The organism is Sphingomonas sp. 3-13AW, from assembly GCF_049311085.1.
Taxonomy (GTDB): Bacteria; Pseudomonadota; Alphaproteobacteria; order Sphingomonadales; family Sphingomonadaceae; genus Sphingomonas.
Map to the genome: position 1 here is coordinate 44597 of NZ_JASNVZ010000022.1, position 16323 is coordinate 60919.

Annotated in this window: 15 protein-coding genes and 1 CRISPR repeat array; of the genes, 3 read left to right on the top strand and 12 right to left on the bottom strand. The window is 65.5% G+C overall.

From position 1 onward, the window contains the following. Positions 1–87: 87 nt before the first annotated feature. Positions 88–1494: an amino acid permease gene (locus tag QP045_RS17445; RefSeq protein ID WP_422516276.1), complete on the top strand. Its 1407-nt coding sequence runs from the start codon at positions 88–90 to the stop codon at positions 1492–1494. Positions 1495–1812: 318 nt separating this feature from the next. Continuing rightward, a CRISPR array of direct repeats spans positions 1813–3423; the repeat unit is 32 nt; unit sequence GTTTCGATCCACGCCCCTGCGCGAGGGGCGAC. Positions 3424–3603: 180 nt separating this feature from the next. Here QP045_RS17445 and cas2 read toward each other — a convergent pair. From cas2 to QP045_RS17480, 7 genes are all read right to left on the bottom strand, one after another. Further along, complete coding sequence (gene cas2 / locus QP045_RS17450) at positions 3604–3894, bottom strand: CRISPR-associated endonuclease Cas2 (RefSeq protein WP_422516277.1); 291 nt, start codon at positions 3892–3894, stop codon at positions 3604–3606. A gap of 4 nt (positions 3895–3898) precedes the next feature. Beyond that, entirely contained in the window at positions 3899–4939 is a 1041-nt protein-coding gene (gene cas1c, locus QP045_RS17455; RefSeq protein ID WP_422516278.1) for a type I-C CRISPR-associated endonuclease Cas1c, read from the bottom strand. 2 nt (positions 4940–4941) lie between these two features. Further along, positions 4942–5613, bottom strand: a complete 672-nt coding sequence (gene cas4 / locus QP045_RS17460) for a CRISPR-associated protein Cas4 (RefSeq protein ID WP_422516279.1) — start codon at positions 5611–5613, stop codon at positions 4942–4944. A 3-nt stretch (positions 5614–5616) separates the two neighbouring features. Beyond that, positions 5617–6615 carry a type I-C CRISPR-associated protein Cas7/Csd2 gene (cas7c, locus tag QP045_RS17465; RefSeq protein ID WP_422516280.1) on the bottom strand — a complete coding sequence of 333 codons (999 nt, stop codon included), beginning with the start codon at positions 6613–6615 and terminating at the stop codon, positions 5617–5619. Next, positions 6612–8411, bottom strand: coding sequence for a type I-C CRISPR-associated protein Cas8c/Csd1 (cas8c, locus tag QP045_RS17470; RefSeq protein ID WP_422516281.1), 1800 nt, complete (start codon positions 8409–8411; stop codon positions 6612–6614). Before cas8c ends, cas7c begins: the two co-directional genes overlap by 4 nt. After that, positions 8408–9085, bottom strand: coding sequence for a type I-C CRISPR-associated protein Cas5c (gene cas5c, locus QP045_RS17475; protein WP_422516282.1), 678 nt, complete (start codon positions 9083–9085; stop codon positions 8408–8410). Before cas5c ends, cas8c begins: the two co-directional genes overlap by 4 nt. A 119-nt stretch (positions 9086–9204) precedes the next feature. After that, a complete protein-coding gene (locus tag QP045_RS17480; protein ID WP_422516283.1) occupies positions 9205–11409 on the bottom strand; it encodes a CRISPR-associated endonuclease Cas3'' in 2205 nt (734 codons plus the stop codon). Here QP045_RS17480 and QP045_RS17485 point away from each other — a divergent pair. Both QP045_RS17485 and QP045_RS17490 read left to right on the top strand, forming a co-directional pair. After that, positions 11341–11517 carry a hypothetical protein gene (locus tag QP045_RS17485; protein ID WP_422516291.1) on the top strand — a complete coding sequence of 59 codons (177 nt, stop codon included), beginning with the start codon at positions 11341–11343 and terminating at the stop codon, positions 11515–11517. The two genes, QP045_RS17480 and QP045_RS17485, sit on opposite strands and share 69 nt — an antisense overlap. Before the next feature lie 303 nt (positions 11518–11820). After that, on the top strand, positions 11821–12363 hold the full coding sequence (locus tag QP045_RS17490) for a Sir2 family NAD-dependent protein deacetylase (RefSeq protein WP_422516284.1): 543 nt from the start codon (positions 11821–11823) through the stop codon (positions 12361–12363). 708 nt (positions 12364–13071) lie between these two features. Here QP045_RS17490 and QP045_RS17495 read toward each other — a convergent pair. From QP045_RS17495 to QP045_RS17515, 5 genes are all read right to left on the bottom strand, one after another. Then, entirely contained in the window at positions 13072–13896 is an 825-nt protein-coding gene (locus QP045_RS17495) for a KilA-N domain-containing protein (protein WP_422516285.1), read from the bottom strand. A 417-nt stretch (positions 13897–14313) separates the two neighbouring features. Then, positions 14314–14742 carry a hypothetical protein gene (locus QP045_RS17500; protein ID WP_422516286.1) on the bottom strand — a complete coding sequence of 143 codons (429 nt, stop codon included), beginning with the start codon at positions 14740–14742 and terminating at the stop codon, positions 14314–14316. Next, on the bottom strand, positions 14739–15293 hold the full coding sequence (locus QP045_RS17505; RefSeq protein ID WP_422516287.1) for a glycoside hydrolase family 108 protein: 555 nt from the start codon (positions 15291–15293) through the stop codon (positions 14739–14741). The genes QP045_RS17500 and QP045_RS17505 overlap by 4 nt, the downstream gene beginning before the upstream one ends. A gap of 135 nt (positions 15294–15428) precedes the next feature. Further along, a complete protein-coding gene (locus QP045_RS17510; RefSeq protein ID WP_422516288.1) occupies positions 15429–15794 on the bottom strand; it encodes a hypothetical protein in 366 nt (121 codons plus the stop codon). Then, positions 15794–16240 (bottom strand): hypothetical protein, encoded by a 447-nt coding sequence (locus QP045_RS17515; RefSeq protein ID WP_422516289.1) that lies wholly within the window; start codon positions 16238–16240, stop codon positions 15794–15796. Before QP045_RS17515 ends, QP045_RS17510 begins: the two co-directional genes overlap by 1 nt. Between the last annotated feature and the right edge of the window lie 83 nt (positions 16241–16323).

Here is a 16323-nt window from a genome sequence, read left to right on the forward strand (position 1 = left end):
GCCCCGCTCGATCCGACACAACTTCCTCAACGTTGCGCTGGCCTTCCGCCCGGCGGTAGGCCAGCGTGATCCATTGGAGAACAGCCCGTGAGCTGGACATCTCGTAAAGCCGTCGTCGCGCGCGAGGACATGCTTCCGGAGCATCGCCTCGCACAGAGCCTCTCCTGGCCCCATCTGATCGCACTGGGCGTCGGGGCGATCGTCGGTACCGGCATCCTGACACTGATCGGCGTGGGCGCCGACAAGGCCGGGCCGAGCGTGCTCCTCTCGTTCTGCATTTCCGGGCTGATCTGCGCGTGCGCGGCGCTCGCCTACGCCGAGATGGCAACCATGATCCCAGCTTCCGGGAGCGCCTATACCTATTCCTATGTGGTGATCGGCGAGCTGCTCGCCTGGGTCGTCGGCTGGAGCCTGATCCTCGAATACTCGCTTGTGGTGAGCGCGGTAGCGGTCGGCTGGTCCGGCTATGCCGCCCCGCTGCTGCACGAGGCGCTGGGCGTTCCCATGGCGCTGATGCAGGGCCCGGAGCTCGGCGGCATCGTCAACCTGCCCGCGATCGGGATCATCCTCGCGGTAGCCGGGATCCTGATCCTGGGCACCAGGGAAAGCGCAACGCTGAACGCGGTCCTGGTGCTGGTGAAGCTCGCGGCGCTGGTTGTGTTCGTGGCGGTTGCACTGCCCGCGTTCGACGCCGCCAATTTCGAACCCTTCATGCCGTTCGGCTTCGCCAAATCGGTGTCGCCGGACGGCGTCGAGCGTGGGGTGATGGCAGCAGCAGCGATCATTTTCTTCGCCTTCTACGGCTTCGACGCCATCGCCACCGCGGCCGAGGAAACGAAGAACCCGTCGCGCGATCTATCGATCGGCATCGTCGGCTCGATGGTGCTGTGCGTGCTGATCTACATGGCGGTCGCGGCGGCAGCCGTTGGTGCGCTCGCCTACTCCAGCTTCGCAAACAGCCCGGAGCCCTTGGCATTGATCCTGCGCGAACTTCAGCACCCCTGGGCCGCCCGGTATCTCGCCATCTCGGCCGTGATCGCGCTGCCGACGGTGATCCTCGCGTTCTTCTATGGCCAGAGCCGCATCTTCTTCGTGATGGCCCGCGATGGCCTCTTGCCGAAAGGGCTCGCCCAAGTCTCGCAACGGGGCTCGCCTACGCGGGTCACGCTCTTCACAGCGGCCATCGTCTCGGTGCTGGCCGGCCTGATCCCGCTCAACGAGCTCGCCGCCCTTGCCAATGCAGGAACGCTCGTCGCCTTTGCTGCGGTGGCACTGTGCATGCTCGTCATGCGCCGCCGGGAGCCAGGCGCGGTGCGCAAGTTCCGCGTGCCGCTGCCCTGGGTGGTAGGCCCGGCTGCGATCCTGGGCTGCGTCTATCTGTTCTACAGCCTGCCGCGATCAACGCAGCTTTACTTCCTGGGCGCCCAGGTGATCGGCCTGCTGATCTACCTCCTCTACAGCAGGAGGCGCAGCCTCGCCTCTGACGAGGGATAGTCCGCCATCGATCGCTAGGGTTCGCTCACCACCCCTGTTTCTGCATAGTCCAGGAGCCATTTTGGCGGCTCCTCCTCAAGCGAACCATCTACCCGGACACGGCGCTCCCGTGCCCACCGGTATCCCCACATCGGTCCGAAGCGGGTCGCGGACCTAGGGGGCTTTCGATATGCTTCGTCGGCTTGGGCTTGAGCCAGGGAGACGAAGCGAAACCCCTCGGATCGATCGCGGGACCATCAGGGCCAAGTCCGCGCACGTTGTCCTCGATGACGAAGCCGGTAGCCGGCACTCGTTGACGGACCAGAGCGGGAACCTGCTGTTTCGATCCACGCCCCTGCGAGAGGGGCGACGGTGGCGAGGTGGCCGCCCAGCATGGCGACGATGTTTCGATCCACGCCCCTGCGCGAGGGGCGACAAAAGGCGAGCGGGAGATAGCGCATGTCCCGGATGTTTCGATCCACGCCCCTGCGCGAGGGGCGACACCGAGGACGAATGCCTGCCCGTTCTCCTGCGCGTTTCGATCCACGCCCCTGCGCGAGGGGCGACCGTGCCGACTGGACGGCCTATTACGAGTGGCTCGTTTCGATCCACGCCCCTGCGCGAGGGGCGACGCTGTCTCACGGCCCGCGCAATTCGGCACATTTGGTTTCGATCCACGCCCCTGCGCGAGGGGCGACCCACGACTTCCGGGGCGCTGCCATTCTGCAGATCGTTTCGATCCACGCCCCTGCGCGAGGGGCGACTTGGTGGAGCTACCGCCACTCGGTGACGCAGGAGTTTCGATCCACGCCCCTGCGCGAGGGGCGACGGATGCGGTGGATCGGGTGGCGCGGGCGATCTACGTTTCGATCCACGCCCCTGCGCGAGGGGCGACCTCCTCAACCAGGACACCGACCATGACAAATGACGTTTCGATCCACGCCCCTGCGCGAGGGGCGACCATCTACCAGCGTCGCGTCACCGGGTCGGCCGATGTTTCGATCCACGCCCCTGCGCGAGGGGCGACCGTCTCGATCGGCAAGCCAAGGTTCGCGCCAATCTGTTTCGATCCACGCCCCTGCACGAGGGGCGACAGCTGTTGTCGGCGGTGAACAGTCAGATTGAGCAGTTTCGATCCACGCCCCTGCGCGAGGGGCGACACCGGCCCTACATTCGCGCCGCCAACAACGGCGGTTTCGATCCACGCCCCTGCGCGAGGGGCGACCCAGTCTCCCGTCTTCTTGTTGAGCCACGTCAGGTTTCGATCCACGCCCCTGCGCGAGGGGCGACTTGTTGACCGGGTTCCAGAACACGCCGTTCCAGATGTTTCGATCCACGCCCCTGCGCGAGGGGCGACGGCCTTTTCATCGGCCCCGACCGCGGTGATCGTGTTTCGATCCACGCCCCTGCGCGAGGGGCGACCTCCAGCACCCGGCCGTCATCGATCGTCGCGGAGTTTCGATCCACGCCCCTGCGCGAGGGGCGACCCTCGAGCTCGCAAACCCGGGAGATGCAGCATGACGTTTCGATCCACGCCCCTGCGCGAGGGGCGACGCCTGCGTCACCGGATCCGGCAGCGCCTGCGCCTGTTTCGATCCACGCCCCTGCGCGAGGGGCGACCTTGAAGGGCGCGACCCTTGGTGCACCGAAACATGTTTCGATCCACGCCCCTGCGCGAGGGGCGACCGTCAGCGTTGGCGGTTAGCCCGAACACTTTGTAGTTTCGATCCACGCCCCTGCGCGAGGGGCGACTCGCAAAGACGGCCGCGTCGGCAACTTCATCAATGTTTCGATCCACGCCCCTGCGCGAGGGGCGACTTTGCGCGGCCACTTGCAGGCGCTCGCCGCCGGCGTTTCGATCCACGCCCCTGCGCGAGGGGCGACCGGGAGCCGGGTGGCAGCCCGGCCTACCGACGAGGTTTCGATCCACGCCCCTGCGCGAGGGGCGACAGCAGTTCTGTTACACATTGAGAAAGAACGAACAATTCGCCAGTTTGCGCGAACCTGCGCTGCCGGAACCCTCCCCGACTCCTCACCCAGCATCCCCACGACAATTACCGCATCGAATCAATGCATTCGACATGCGCGAACGCATGACAGGAACCGCGACCGCTTGCGGTTCGCGCAGCGCTAAACGATGAACGCCGCGGTTAGATCGCGCGTGAGTTTGGCGCCGATATGTTCCACCTTCGCACGGCCCTTGGCGCCCAGGGCGTAGAAGCGCAAGCTGTCGTGATCGGGGTCGATCTCCGCCAGCAACGTGGCGCGCAACGTTGCCCATTGCGCGCCGTCGACCTCGCATTCAAATACCGAATTCTGGACGCGCTGGCCGTAATCGAGGCAGGATCGTGCCACCCGACGCAGCCGTCGGCGGCCGGCTGCGTCCTGGGTCGAGACGTCGTAGGTCACGAGCATCAACATCGGCCTATTTCCAGATGAACGGCGGATAGCCGTCGAGATCGCCGCGCAGGTGGCGGGCGAGAAGCTGCGCCTGGATATACGGGACGAGGCCCAGCGTCACCGCCTCGCCCAGGAAGGGATGGCGCAGTTCCTCACTCTTGCGCTCGGTCCAGGCGGTCAGCACGGTCTTGCGGGCATCGTCCGTCATCAGCACGGCACCGGTGTCCTCCACTGTAAAGTCACGCGCGACCAGTTGACGGCGATTGATCAAACTGAGCGCGAGCCGATCCGCGATGACAGGCCGGAACTCCTCGATCAGGTCCAGCGCCAGGCTGGCCCGCCCCGGCCGATCGGCGTGAAGCAGGCCGACCTGCGGATCCAGCCCCACGACCTCCAGCGCGCAACGGCAATCATGGCCCAGCAGCGCATAGAGAAAATTCAACAGGGCATTGATCCGGTCGAGCGCCGGGCGGCGCGAACGACCGGCGAACCGGAACGCGGGATCGTCGGCGCGGATCAGAACGTCGAACGCGGCGAAATAGGCGGCGGCGGCTTCTCCCTCGATCCCGCGCAACGAGGCCATGTCGTTGCATCCGGCCGCGAGCCGTGCCGAATCGCCCAGCCGCAGCTCGGCCTCCGTCAGCCTGCCGCGGGAGAGCTCGGTCAGCGCAGTGCCGTGATCACGCAGCGCGCGTCGGATCACGGTGCGCTGGTTGGCGGCCTTGGCGGCGACCACGCTCTGCGCAAAGGGCAGCGCCAACGCCGGCGTGTCGGCGGCGCGATATTGTGCGCGGCGGAGCAGCACATTGCCGGTACGCGGCCCCTCGACGCGCGCCTGAAACCGGCCGTTGGGGGTCAGGAACGACAATCCCACGCCCGCCTCCGCACAGGCAGCCATAAGCGCGGGCGACGCGCCGGTACGCGTGAAGCACACGATGCCGCCGATCATGTGAATCGGCGCACGTCCCCGCTCGACGCCATCCACTTCGACGACAATATTGGCGCCGTCCTTGCGGACCCACGCATCCTCGCTGGTGACGTAGATCGTGTTGAGGTGACGCCGCATCGTCAGTCCGCCAACTGGCGGGCCAGCCAGCGCGACACCGCGGGGCGGGCTTCGATCGCGCGGGGTCGGCACAGAGGCTCGAGCGAACATTGCTTGCAGGCCGGCATCGCGACCGGGGCGGGCGTGCGCCCGCTCGCGAGCATCGCATGAACCTCCCCCGCGACCCGCGTGGTCAGCGCACGCAACTCGCCATCGATCGCGACGACGGTGCGCCGCCGCGTCACGCCGTAGAACAGGGCCCCCTCGGGGACGGCGCAGCCGAACATCTCCTCCAGGCAGATCGCCTGCGCGCACAGCTGGACCTCGTCGGCGCGGTGCGCCTTGGGCTTGCCCCGCTTGTACTCGACCGGCAGCGGGCGCCAGCCCGGCGGATCGCCGGCGGGCGCCTTGTGCAGTTCCACCGCATCGGCGCGGCCGGTGACGCCGAGTGCATGGCTTCGCAGCGAAATACCGCGCACCACGCGCAGCCCCCTTCGCCGGTCGGGAGCGCCATCGTCGACCCGCTCGTGCAGAATCTTGCCCTGCGTGGTTGCGGCATTTTCCATCCACTGCTGCTCGAGATGGATCAGCGCGCACTGGCGGGGGCAGAAGAGCTGATGCTGGAGCGCGGAGATCGCGACCAGGTTGTCGTCATCCTCCAGCCCCGGCCCCGCTGCCGGCTCACCCGCGGCCACCCATTACATCCGATGCACCGTGACGCCCGCCGGCAGCTCGGCATCGTCCAGTGTAATCGCATAGTCGGCGAAGCTGCGCGCCGGCGGCCAATTGTCGATCGCATCTGCGCCGATCGCGTACAGATTGGCCGGGTCGGCGGCGTCCGCATCCGGGCGCTTGCGGTGCGTGACGATGCGGTTGAACAGCGCTTCGGCCTGAGCGTTGCCCAATTTGCTCTCGTGCTCGAACACGAACAGCCCGCGGGTCGCCATCTCGCCGCGCGCGGCCGAGCGGTCGTGCTCAAACATCGCTCCCAGCGCCTCCCACAGAAGGGCCAGATCTGCCTCCGAAAAGCCCGTGCCCTTGACGCCATGACTGGCGAGCGGTGCGGAAACAAAGCCGTGCGCGCGGTACAGGCCGTACGGAATGATGTGCTTGCGCCCCATCGTGCGGTTGTCGGTGCGGTCATCGCCCTCGCCGGCAGCGACGTCGCGCTTCTCCTTCTCGGCGGCGTTGGTCGCGGCCATGCGCGTGATCGACACCTCCAGCGGCAGTACCTGCTCGACCGATCGCGCGAAGGTGATCTGCACCGGCCCGCGCACCTGCCCGGCGTTCACCCCGGTCGACAGCACCGCGCCGAACGTGCGGATGTCGAAAAAATGGTCGCACATCCACTGGCGGATCTGCCTGGCCTCCGCGTCTCCCTTTGGGTTCAGCTTCTTGTCGGTCTTCGCCTTGGGATCGTCGGGGCGCAGCGCGACATAGGCCTCGCGGTGCGCCTCGTTGAGGATCGCGCCTTCGGTGACGTAGATGCGATAGCCGCTCTCGCCTTCCTTCGCGAGTTCGACATAGTTGCGGATCTTGCGCTTCAGGCACACGTCGGTGACGAGCCCGCGGTTGGTCTCGGGGTCGAGCCGCGGCAGATTGCCGGCGTCGGGATCGCCATTGGGGTTGCCGTTCGTCACGTCGAAGAACAGTACGAAGTCGTGGCGGCGGGTCAGCGCCGGGCTGGTCTCGGTCATTGGTCTTGCGTCCCCTCGTTGCCCGCCGCGTCGGCCGCCGCTTCGCCCTTCTTGCGGAACCGCTCGCTGCGCTGGTGATAATAGCCGATCGCGAACCGGCCCTGATCCTCCAGCTTCAGCGTCTTCGGCAAATCGGTGGCAATCCCGCTCATGATCTCGCCGAGCTTGATCTCGACCGATTGCGCGCTGCCCGGCTCGTCCTTGCGCAGCTTGCCCAGATGGTTCTGCACGCCGCGCAGCAGCAGCGGGAAGACGCTGGCCGGGGTGGCCGAGGCCGCGCCGAAATAGCGGTCGCGGATCGAGGCATTGACCCGGCCGAGCGCGCGCTCTTGCGCTTCTTCCAATACCGCGAACAAGCGGCCGAGCCGATAGCCCGCGTTCTCCTCCGTCGTGCTGAGACCCATCGGTGCTCCTCCATATGATCGTGTCAGTACCGCGCGGACGACCGCGGCGTGCCAGCCGGTCGCGGGATCGTCCCCGGCGCGCAGCCGCATGATTGCATTCGTCAGCAGCGTGCGCGGATAGGGCGTGCCGGCCAACACCGCGCGCGCCACTTCGCCCGCGAGTAGTGGCGGGATATTTTTCCCATCTTGTCGCGCCGCGACGCTATTGGTCAGTAGCCAGTTGATGGAGGGCGGTGCCTTCCACGGCAGCGGCTCTACCCGGCAATCCTGCTCATGCTTAATAAGATTTGCGGCGAGGTGGCCGAGTGTCTTGGTTAGCCAAAAGCGCACCGATAGTCGCGCGACGTTGGGTGACAGGCCAAGGACATGAACGATAGTGCCAGGAATGATGGCAACATCATTTAATGTCGTGGGGCGACCCGCCGCAACAATCGCGAGCGCTTCTCGCACTTTCCTGGCTTCGGAGAGGTCTTGGTCCGGATCGACCTTGGGACCGGTGCCGAAGATGTCCGCCAGTGCGGCCTCGGCGGCCTGGGCGATCGCCTCTTCGATACCATCCGTATCCGCCCAAAAGGCGACGGTCGCGTCACCGATCCGCATTCGATTACGGCTACCGCGATCTAGAAGGCGGTTAAGCGCGGCACCATAGCGTGCCGCCGCCGCCTCACCTGTCGGAGCATTAGCGCCTTGCTCTCGCCCCCATGATTCGAAAGCGCGAGCGTTGAAGGAAACTAGACTATGGCCTCCCCCTGGTGGCGGACTGTCTGAATAGACGCCTTTAGTCGTGGGGTGAAGGCGCGCCATTGGACCGACTGTGCCGGTGATCAGGCACAAGCCATCTTCCCCGGAGCCGAGCAGCGCCTCGATCAACGGCGACGCGGCCGGCCGTTCGTGGATCAGACGGGGATTGCCCTTATCGTCCACATCCCCGTCCAACCGGAACACAATATTCGTGTCCAGCATGTCAGCGGTGAAGGGAGCTTCGGCGAAACGCTCCGTCACCCAGCGTTCAAGGAAGGTGCGGAGCGCGAGGAGCCCCTCATCCTCCGTACTGGCCAGCAATCCGACATGCCGATCGCGAAACGCTGCCAGTTTGACAGCCGTCCGCGGATCGCCTTTGGAGTCGACGCCCAACACATATGCGCTGGTGTCCCAGAGGAAAAAGGGGCTTACTCCCACACCCGGCCGCTTGAACGATGCCGGCACGTCGCGCAGGGTCGCCACCGGCTTCTTGCCCGTCGTGTCGCGCAGGTCCGATACCGCTACGGGCTCCCCGTCACGGTCGATCACCACCGCGAAACTGATCTTCTCCCGGCTAAATCCGGGCGGCTCGGCCTCGCCACGCGCCGCCATGCGGTCATAATAGCTTGCCAGCGACTGGAGGATCGTCACGCGATCAGCCCTTCGGCGGCGAGGGCGGCAACCTCGACCACGCCGTCCCTCAGCCGCGCGCGGAAGAAGCGCGCCGGCTTTTCGGGGCCATAGCCCGGCTCATAGGTCATCCAGCCGAGGTCGCGGTCGCGATCGGCGGGCGGCAAGGTGGATTCGGGCAGCGGGTCGCCGTCCGCGATCAGGCGGAACTCGGCGGCGAACTCACGCGTGCCAAGGCACGGGCGGTGGAAGCACTGGCCGGTTTCGGCGCGCCGGTTGAACATGCTAATATGCTTGGCGGGGGTATCCTCGGCGGTCGCGCGGTCGGTCAGGTCGAACCGCGCCTCGATGACATAGCCCACATCGGCGAGCACCAACGCCGCGCGCTGCTGTCGCACCGAGGCGACGTCGATCCCCAGCCCGGCGGTCGTCCCCGCCTTCATCGCGCTCCGTGCGTTGGCGATCGACGCCTTGTCCGACACCTCGTTGCGCCGGATCGACCGGAAGGCGATCGGCCGCAGCACATGAATGCGCGTCACTTCCCAGCGGATCGCCGGCTTCCAGTGGATCGCTTCCAGAATGCCGCGCGCCGCCGATGGCGTCATCACGTCATAGGAGACCCGCTCGACCTTCATCTCCGGGCGAACGAAGCACGCAAGCTCCCCCCACACGTGCAACCGTACCCCGAACGCCATCCCCATCCCCCATGTAGTTATGCTGCCGCGCAGCCGAGTTGTTCGCAAGTAACAAAAGACGTTCAATCTCGATTGATCGACAATTTTCCCGGGAAATGCTTTGTGGAAGTACGGCTTTTCTAGAAAGCGCCCATCCAGGCCCCGCCGCCGAACGGGTCCAGCGCCAGCCCGGTCGCCTCGGAATAGAGGCCGATATCCTGCACCAGCATGAATCGTTCGCCATATCGGTCGCCGCTGATTGGCTGCACCGCTCCCTCCTCCAGCATCGCGCGATAGGCCGCCTGCGGGATAGACACCGTATATTGCTGCAGCCGGCGGAGCACCGCACCCGGCGCTACCGGCGCCGCCTCCAGCGTCGCCACCAGCTTCGCGACCACATCGGGATCATCCCCGCCGCGCCACCGCACGATCACCGGATGGCCGATATCGTCGATCATCCGAAACGCTTGCGCCACGCCGGCGTAAGGCGGGGTGAAGCGCAGGTCGCGGAGGCTGAGACTCTCCCCGATCGCCGGCATGATCGGCCACGGCTTGCTCTCGATCGTGGCGGCATCGAGCAGCGCCTCGCCCTTCGACCAGTATAGCTCGCTGAAATAGGTACGCACCGCCGCCAGCCCGAGCGGATCGTCCGCATGTTGGCGCAGCGCCGCCTTCATCGCTGCGACCTGCTGGTTGAACATTGCCGGAAGCTTGTGGTCGGCCGCGGCGAAGATCACCGTTCTGCCCGGCGTCGGCGCGCCCTCGCGATTGCAGCGGCCGGCAGCCTGCGCGATCGTATCCAGGCCGTTTTCCGCGCGCCAGACTTCGGGAAAGTCGATATCGACGCCGGCCTCGACCAGGCTCGTGCTAACCAACCGCGCCGGATGCCCAGCCGTCAATTCGGCGCGTATCTCGGCCAGCACCTTACGGCGATGCGCCGGGCACATCAGCGTCGTTAGGTGGCGCGCGCCGGGCAGGTCAGCGATCAGCCCGAACAGCACCTGCGCATGCTTGCGGCTGTTGACGATGCACAGCATCCGGTCCTGCGCCGCGAACCGAGCGGCGATGTCCGCATCGGTCACTGCGCCGATATGCTCCACGGCGACGCGCCGCAGCGCGCAATATAATTCCTGCGGATCGGGCGCGAGTTCGCGCTCCGCCGGAATGTCCAGCCCGTCCTTGAACCCGTCCTGGGACCGCAGCGCAGGCTGTGTCGCGGTGCAGAGCACCACGCTAGCGCGATAGGTCGCGGCCAGTTCCTCTATTGCGGCGAGGCACGGGCGTAGCAGCGGCACCGGCAACGTCTGCGCCTCGTCCAGCACGATCACGCTGTTCGCGAGATTGTGCAGCTTGCGACAGCGCGACGTCCTGTTGGCGTGGAGGCTCTCAAAGAACTGCACCGCGGTGGTCACCACGATCGGCACGTCCCAATTCTCCGACGCCCGGCGCAGCTTGGCGAGCGCCTCCCGCCCATCAGCATCTGTCTCTGCGGCGTCCCAGTCGACCGTACCGTGATGTTCGAGCACGTCGGCATCGCCCAGCGCCGCGCGAAAGATGCCGGCGGTCTGCTCGATGATCGACGTGTACGGCACCACGTACACCACACGTGCCAGCCCATGGCGGATCGCGTGATCGAGCGCGAAGGCGAGGCTGGCAAGCGTCTTGCCGCCGCCGGTCGGCACCGTCATCGTGAACAGCCCCGGTGGCAGCGCCGCCTTGCGACGGGCATGCGACAGGATCTCGGCGCGGCGCGCATTGAGGGTGCCGCCGCGCGCCCGGAACGGCGCCATATAGGTGTTGAGACGGTCGCGCAGGTCGGTCAGCGACGCGTGTCCGCCGCGCGTGGGCACGTCGCCCGCCACCGCCGCGTAGAACTGCTCGGTCTCGATAAAGTCGGCATCGACCAGGCACGAGAACAGCATCCGCCCCAGGAAGGCGAGCCGGTAAGCATTATCATTTCGGCTGGTTCCGGGCAGGCTTGGCGTGATGTGCACCGGCAAGGGCGGCACAACCGCTTCCCAACCCGAATATCCCTCCAACTCGCGTGCCAGCCGCGTCTCGAGTGCGACGCCATCGGACAGGCCCGCATGATGCCCTGCTATCGCAAACGCGACGAGCCGTGCGATCAGCCGCTCGCCCCCCGCTGCGTACAGCGAATCCGCCACCACGGCACCCGCAGTGCTATGGTCAGGGCTGGGGCCAGCGCCAGCGATGTATGCCTGGAACGCGCACGATACCTTGCCAATGTCGTGCAGATACCCGGCCAGCGCTGCCGCATGCTGCGCCCCGAACACGGCGGCGAAGCGGCCGGCGGTATCACCGACCTGGCGCGCATGCGCCGACAACAGCTCCCAGTGATCGTGCCCCAGGCCGGCTATGGAGTGGGCAAAAGGACCAACATTTTGCGCAGGCGTAGCTGGCATCATTTTATCCCACACGGCCAGACCTTTTGACGAAACGCTGCAGTTCCACTCTTCGAGGAGCGTAGCAGAAGTGTACTTCCTGCCGTTGAACCAAGCCTAATCAAAATGCTGAACGAGCATCTGGTTTTTGGAAGGGATAAGAGCGGCATGGAGGTCGGTCCCCCGGCAGGTCATGGCTCGAGGACTCGCTCCATTATCCTCTAATCTTGGGGCAACTGCCTGCCAGCACACCGAGATCAACTTTCCGACGGGCTGTGATGTGGCGCTTGCACGAACGCTGGGTCATTGAGCAACTGTCTTCTGCTTGGCGGTCACAGGGCGAATGCGACAAGAATGACGAACATCATGATCCTGACGGGCGCCGGAATATCGGCCGAAAGCGGTCTTTCCACCTTTCGTGACACAGAAGGTTTGTGGGAGAACCATGCCGTGGAAGCGGTATGCTCGGCGGAGGGGTCCGCCACCAACCCGTACCCGGTCCACGCGTTCTACGACGCGCGCAGAGGACAACTTCCGTTGGTGTCTCCCAACCCAGCTCACGTCGCGCTGGCGGAGCTTGAGGCGGCGTGGATAGACGAGCAACGCGGCCAGTTCACGCTCGTCACGCAGAACGTCGACGATCTTCACGAGCGTGGCGGAAGCCGCGATGTGCTGCATATCCATGGAGAGCTAGCCTCTGCGCTATGCATAAGCTGCGGGGCGCGGTTCCCGTGGAAACGGGACCTTCTTGTCGCTCAGGATTGTCCGGTCTGTGACGACGGCGCTCTGAGGCCAGACGTCGTCCTGTTCGGCGAAGCGACCTGCGGGTTTTCCGAACAATGCCGAACGATGTGGGACGGGGTAATGGCGGAGAGGGAGGCCGTCACATTGACCTAAAGAAATGGCGGATTTCTGCGACCTATGTCTCAGATGTTCCAGCCGATACCGTACGGAATACCGTACCGCTGGAATTGTACTCAGATGCGAACATTCTGGCGCAACAGTCTTCACATGGGCCTCAGTTCGAAGATCCGGCGTTGGGGCGGCGAGGCATCAGTTTAGTCTGCGGTCTACAACCGAGCGCCTGGAAAAGATCGGGAAGATCCTGTCGGCGAGGCTCCCCGCGCATTAGCTCTCGCTCGATGATAACGCACCGACGGTCATTCTCTCTACTCTGGGCGATGGCATCGCCCAGCATGGGCCCGGCGATATATCCGGCGAGCGCCGCGAAAGTGGCGCTAAGGAGCGCCACGAGAGTGCGGGCGATGAAGCCATCAATCCCTATGCCTTCGTAGAAGACTACTATCCCAGCCGCGAGCAGCACGCTTCCCAGCCAGAGCCTTCCCGGCTCAGCGTACCGTAGAAGGTTCTGAGATCCGAATGCTACAACGACCGCGGCTACTGCTATACCCGCATACGCGGTTGTCCAATTGCGATACGCTGTTTCCAAACGATTGGGCACTATCCCTCCCGGAGCTTTCGTCATCGCGAATATAAATCGCGCCGCGAGGATCGACGCGACCACCCTTCCACAGAAACAGCCGTCCCGCTCAGGGTGTTTGCCCGACCGGCTGAGCGCGTTTGCCCAGCCGGTCAGAGTGGCGCTTATTTTCCGGGGCGAGGCAACGACCGGGCCCCCTCGCGTGCAGCGAGAGCTGCGAGAGCATTGTTGGCGATCGGCGCTGCCAGCTTCTTCTGGGCGACCTGGCTCTTCAGGTAGGCTGGCATCTTATGCGGCACGTAGACTTCGCGTAGCCAGCGCTTGAAGGTTGGGAGAGCGTCTTCTGGGTAGCACCAAGCGTCCTGTGGGTTCGACCACGCCTGTGGGAAGTAAGGCGGGTAGTGGTGGTCGAACTTCATGCGCGCGCCGAACTGTGCGTCATAGCCGGACTTCGTCCAGTGCGGCCCCCAGCAATTGCCCACACTCAGGTCCAATATCATTCGAGTCCCGAAATCCGCTCCGTTGGAAATCATGGAGGCGAACAGGTCCGCAATTTCCCGGAACACACAAAAGTACCCCAAGGGCACATTGTCATAAACCAGAGAGACGCGGTCTTCGAACTGTGCCCAAACGCGGTCCGACGGCTTCTTGCCGGACATCCACTCGTAAACCCACTCGGTTACTTTGACGGCGAACTCGGGCGACAACCACTGTGCGAGATGGATAGCTACTTGGGGATGCACCCACGTTCCGCGAGCATCGTTTGCTCCCGCCGTGATCGACTGGATTATTAGGTCCCTGCGAATCTGCAGGGACCCTTCCAACGCCGTCACGAACGGCTCGGCGCTCCGCCGGTAAGAGGACCACTCACGCCCGGCCGCTTTACACATCGCCGTGGCGTTAATGTATCCGTCCGCACTGCGCTGCTGGATCAGCGCGCCCTGGTAGGTGTGGGGAACAAGCTCAATTTGGTGATCGGTAGAGGTCATTTAAGGCTTCCATAAATGCCCGCGGGAAGAGCCTTGACCAAAGCATGGGGTAGCATTATCCCCTTGCTCGACACTCGGCAGCGCTCCTCACGACGGGACGTTGCATTTACCAAAAGCCGCGTATGGGATTAGGCACCCGTGCGCGGCTTTTGCGTTACGGCTGTAACTGTTTGTTAACTACCGGCGGCGAGGGGCACGCGCAAGTGCGAGAGGTGCACCTGCAAGTTGTTGTCTAAGTAACTTCAGCCGCTGACATCACGCGACGCGTGGTTTTTCCTAGGCTGCAAGAGAAATCAGTCTCGGAACTTTTTTATTTAGCTCGGCCAACTTTCCACCAGCAAGCGGCGCTTCGCTTCGCACGCGGCCAGATCGAACCTCCCGTCGCGGATCGTCCCGTCGTCGTCGGCAGCGCTGGCGCTACCGTCCGCCTGCCGGCGCTGCGGCGTCGGGACGCACGGCTCCAGCGCCGAGCTTGGCGGCTTCGGCAAGTTCGGCATCGAGGGCATCGACCGCGCGCACCCGGTCAGCATCGCGGCACAGCACGCGGCCAGCATCAGTCTGCGCATATTCCCTCACGGTGTTGGTGGATCGGACAATGATCGGCTGGCGCGCGGCCAGACCGTCGGCATAGTTCGTCGCCGCCTGGGCAAGGTTGCTGGCGTAGCGGCGCTCGGCCTCCAGCCGGGCTTTCTCCGCATCGTCCAGCGCGGCCGTCCACGCCGAGCGCTCAGCGCGCAACGTGGCGGTGCGGTCGGCGAGCGTGGCCCGGGTGGCGAGCAGCGCCGCCCCGAGCGCCAGCATCGGCAGCGCCCACCAGAAGCGACGCAGCAGCGCGAGGGCGGTCACGCCTCCCGCACCTGGCGTGCGATCCAGCCGTAGAGGAACGCCTCCTGCGACTTGTTCGCCTCCGCGATCTCGGCGTAGCGGCCGGTCCGGAAGGAGCGGACAAGCCACAGCAGCACCGCCCTCCCCTCGGCGTTGTTCCGCTGCCGCAGGTAGGCGTCGAGCGCCGCCAGGGTGAGCAGTCCGATACCGCCGTCGACTGCGACGTCGGGGTACGTGCGCCCCTCGCTGTTCAGCAGGTTGAGCGCGCGCTGCAGGAACTTGCCCGCCTGCGCCGGCCCCATGTTCACGCCTGCGTCGAACAGCTCTGCCGCAAGGTCCGCGGCGCGGGTCGCGACCTTGTCGAAGCCCGGAGCGGTCCAGTAGCGCTTGCGGTAGATCTCCGCCGCCGTGGCGCGCGGAAGCGATCGCATGTCGCCCCGGTAGCCATAGGCACGCGCGACCTGCTCGGTGATCCCCCAGTTGGTAGGGCCGCCACGGTCGGCAGGGTGATCCACATACCCACCCTCGCGCGCGATCACCTCGGCAACCAGCTGCTCAGCCGTCTTTGCCATGACTCTTCCTTTCATCGGTAACGTGGGTGACATTGTCGGGAAACACAGCGGGGGCATTCAGCCTCTGAGCGCACAACCCCCGTCGCGCTTGCGCCCCGGCTCCTGGAGCCCAACGCCATGAGCCGGGGCGGCCCGTCACTTCCGGGGATTGAAGAACCCCTCGATCGCGCCGCGCACCCGTTCGGAGAACTGGGAGGCGACGAACTCGAGCAGGCCCAGCCCGAGGAACCCGGCCGACGCGCCGGCACCGAGCGCGCGGAATGGCGTCAGCTCGCGCTCGGACGAGAATGCGATCATGGCGAGCGCGAACAGCACGGTGACAGCGAAGTTCGCCCGACTGGGGACACGCTCCTCCCCCTCACGGCGCACCGACTGCGCGATGTATCGGCCCAGCACGACGCCAGCGACGCCGAAGAGCGCCGGCACGATCGGGATGTTGAGGCCCAGCAGTGCGACTGCGGCCGGCCCCACGGCCGCAGCGACCACGTTCTGCCCGGCCATCAGACAAATGGAGCCGAGATCAGGGCGAGCCCGAGAATGATGAGGACGATCATGGTGTCGTGGCGGAACTGGATGCGCGTGCGGTGCTCGTCGGACGTCGGCCGGCGCGTCAGCTGGTCGATCATGCGCGGCCGCTCCTTGTCGATGACGAAGGCGGCGAGCAGCAAGCCTGCGACGAGGATCACCCCACGCGCAGAGGCGAGGAAGGTGACGATCCGCTCGGCCATGCCCTCGTCGCCGATGCCGAACATCAGAAACGCCCCGGCCGGGCTGACCAGCGCCAGCAGCGGCACGATCAGCGCGATCTTGATCCAGCGATACACGTTCACCGGATGCCACAGGCCATAGCCGCGGTCGTGGAACACCTGCGCCCCTGCCCTGAGCGTCATCGACAGGGGTAAAAAGGTGCCCACGAGCACCGCGAACATTCCCCAAAGTGGGTTCATGGGAACTCTCCCTGCCCGGAGCGCGCCGGGCTTCGCTTCATCTCGGGAGGGGGCGCCTCAGAGGGCGGTGATCCCGCGCAACG

Excerpts from the sequence above, each read along its gene's own strand:
- QP045_RS17510 (WP_422516288.1), bottom strand. The coding sequence starts at position 15,794 with ATGGCCGGGCAGAACGTGGTCGCTGCGGCCGTGGGGCCGGCCGCAGTC.
- QP045_RS17485 (WP_422516291.1), top strand. The coding sequence starts at position 11,341 with ATGCTGCGCCCCGAACACGGCGGCGAAGCGGCCGGCGGTATCACCGAC.
- QP045_RS17515 (WP_422516289.1), bottom strand. The coding sequence starts at position 16,240 with ATGAACCCACTTTGGGGAATGTTCGCGGTGCTCGTGGGCACCTTTTTA.
- cas2 (WP_422516277.1), bottom strand. The coding sequence starts at position 3,894 with ATGTTGATGCTCGTGACCTACGACGTCTCGACCCAGGACGCAGCCGGC.
- QP045_RS17495 (WP_422516285.1), bottom strand. The coding sequence starts at position 13,896 with ATGACCTCTACCGATCACCAAATTGAGCTTGTTCCCCACACCTACCAG.
- QP045_RS17490 (WP_422516284.1), top strand. The coding sequence starts at position 11,821 with ATGACGAACATCATGATCCTGACGGGCGCCGGAATATCGGCCGAAAGC.
- cas1c (WP_422516278.1), bottom strand. The coding sequence starts at position 4,939 with ATGCGGCGTCACCTCAACACGATCTACGTCACCAGCGAGGATGCGTGG.
- cas5c (WP_422516282.1), bottom strand. The coding sequence starts at position 9,085 with ATGGCGTTCGGGGTACGGTTGCACGTGTGGGGGGAGCTTGCGTGCTTC.
- cas7c (WP_422516280.1), bottom strand. The coding sequence starts at position 6,615 with ATGACCGAGACCAGCCCGGCGCTGACCCGCCGCCACGACTTCGTACTG.
- QP045_RS17505 (WP_422516287.1), bottom strand. The coding sequence starts at position 15,293 with ATGGCAAAGACGGCTGAGCAGCTGGTTGCCGAGGTGATCGCGCGCGAG.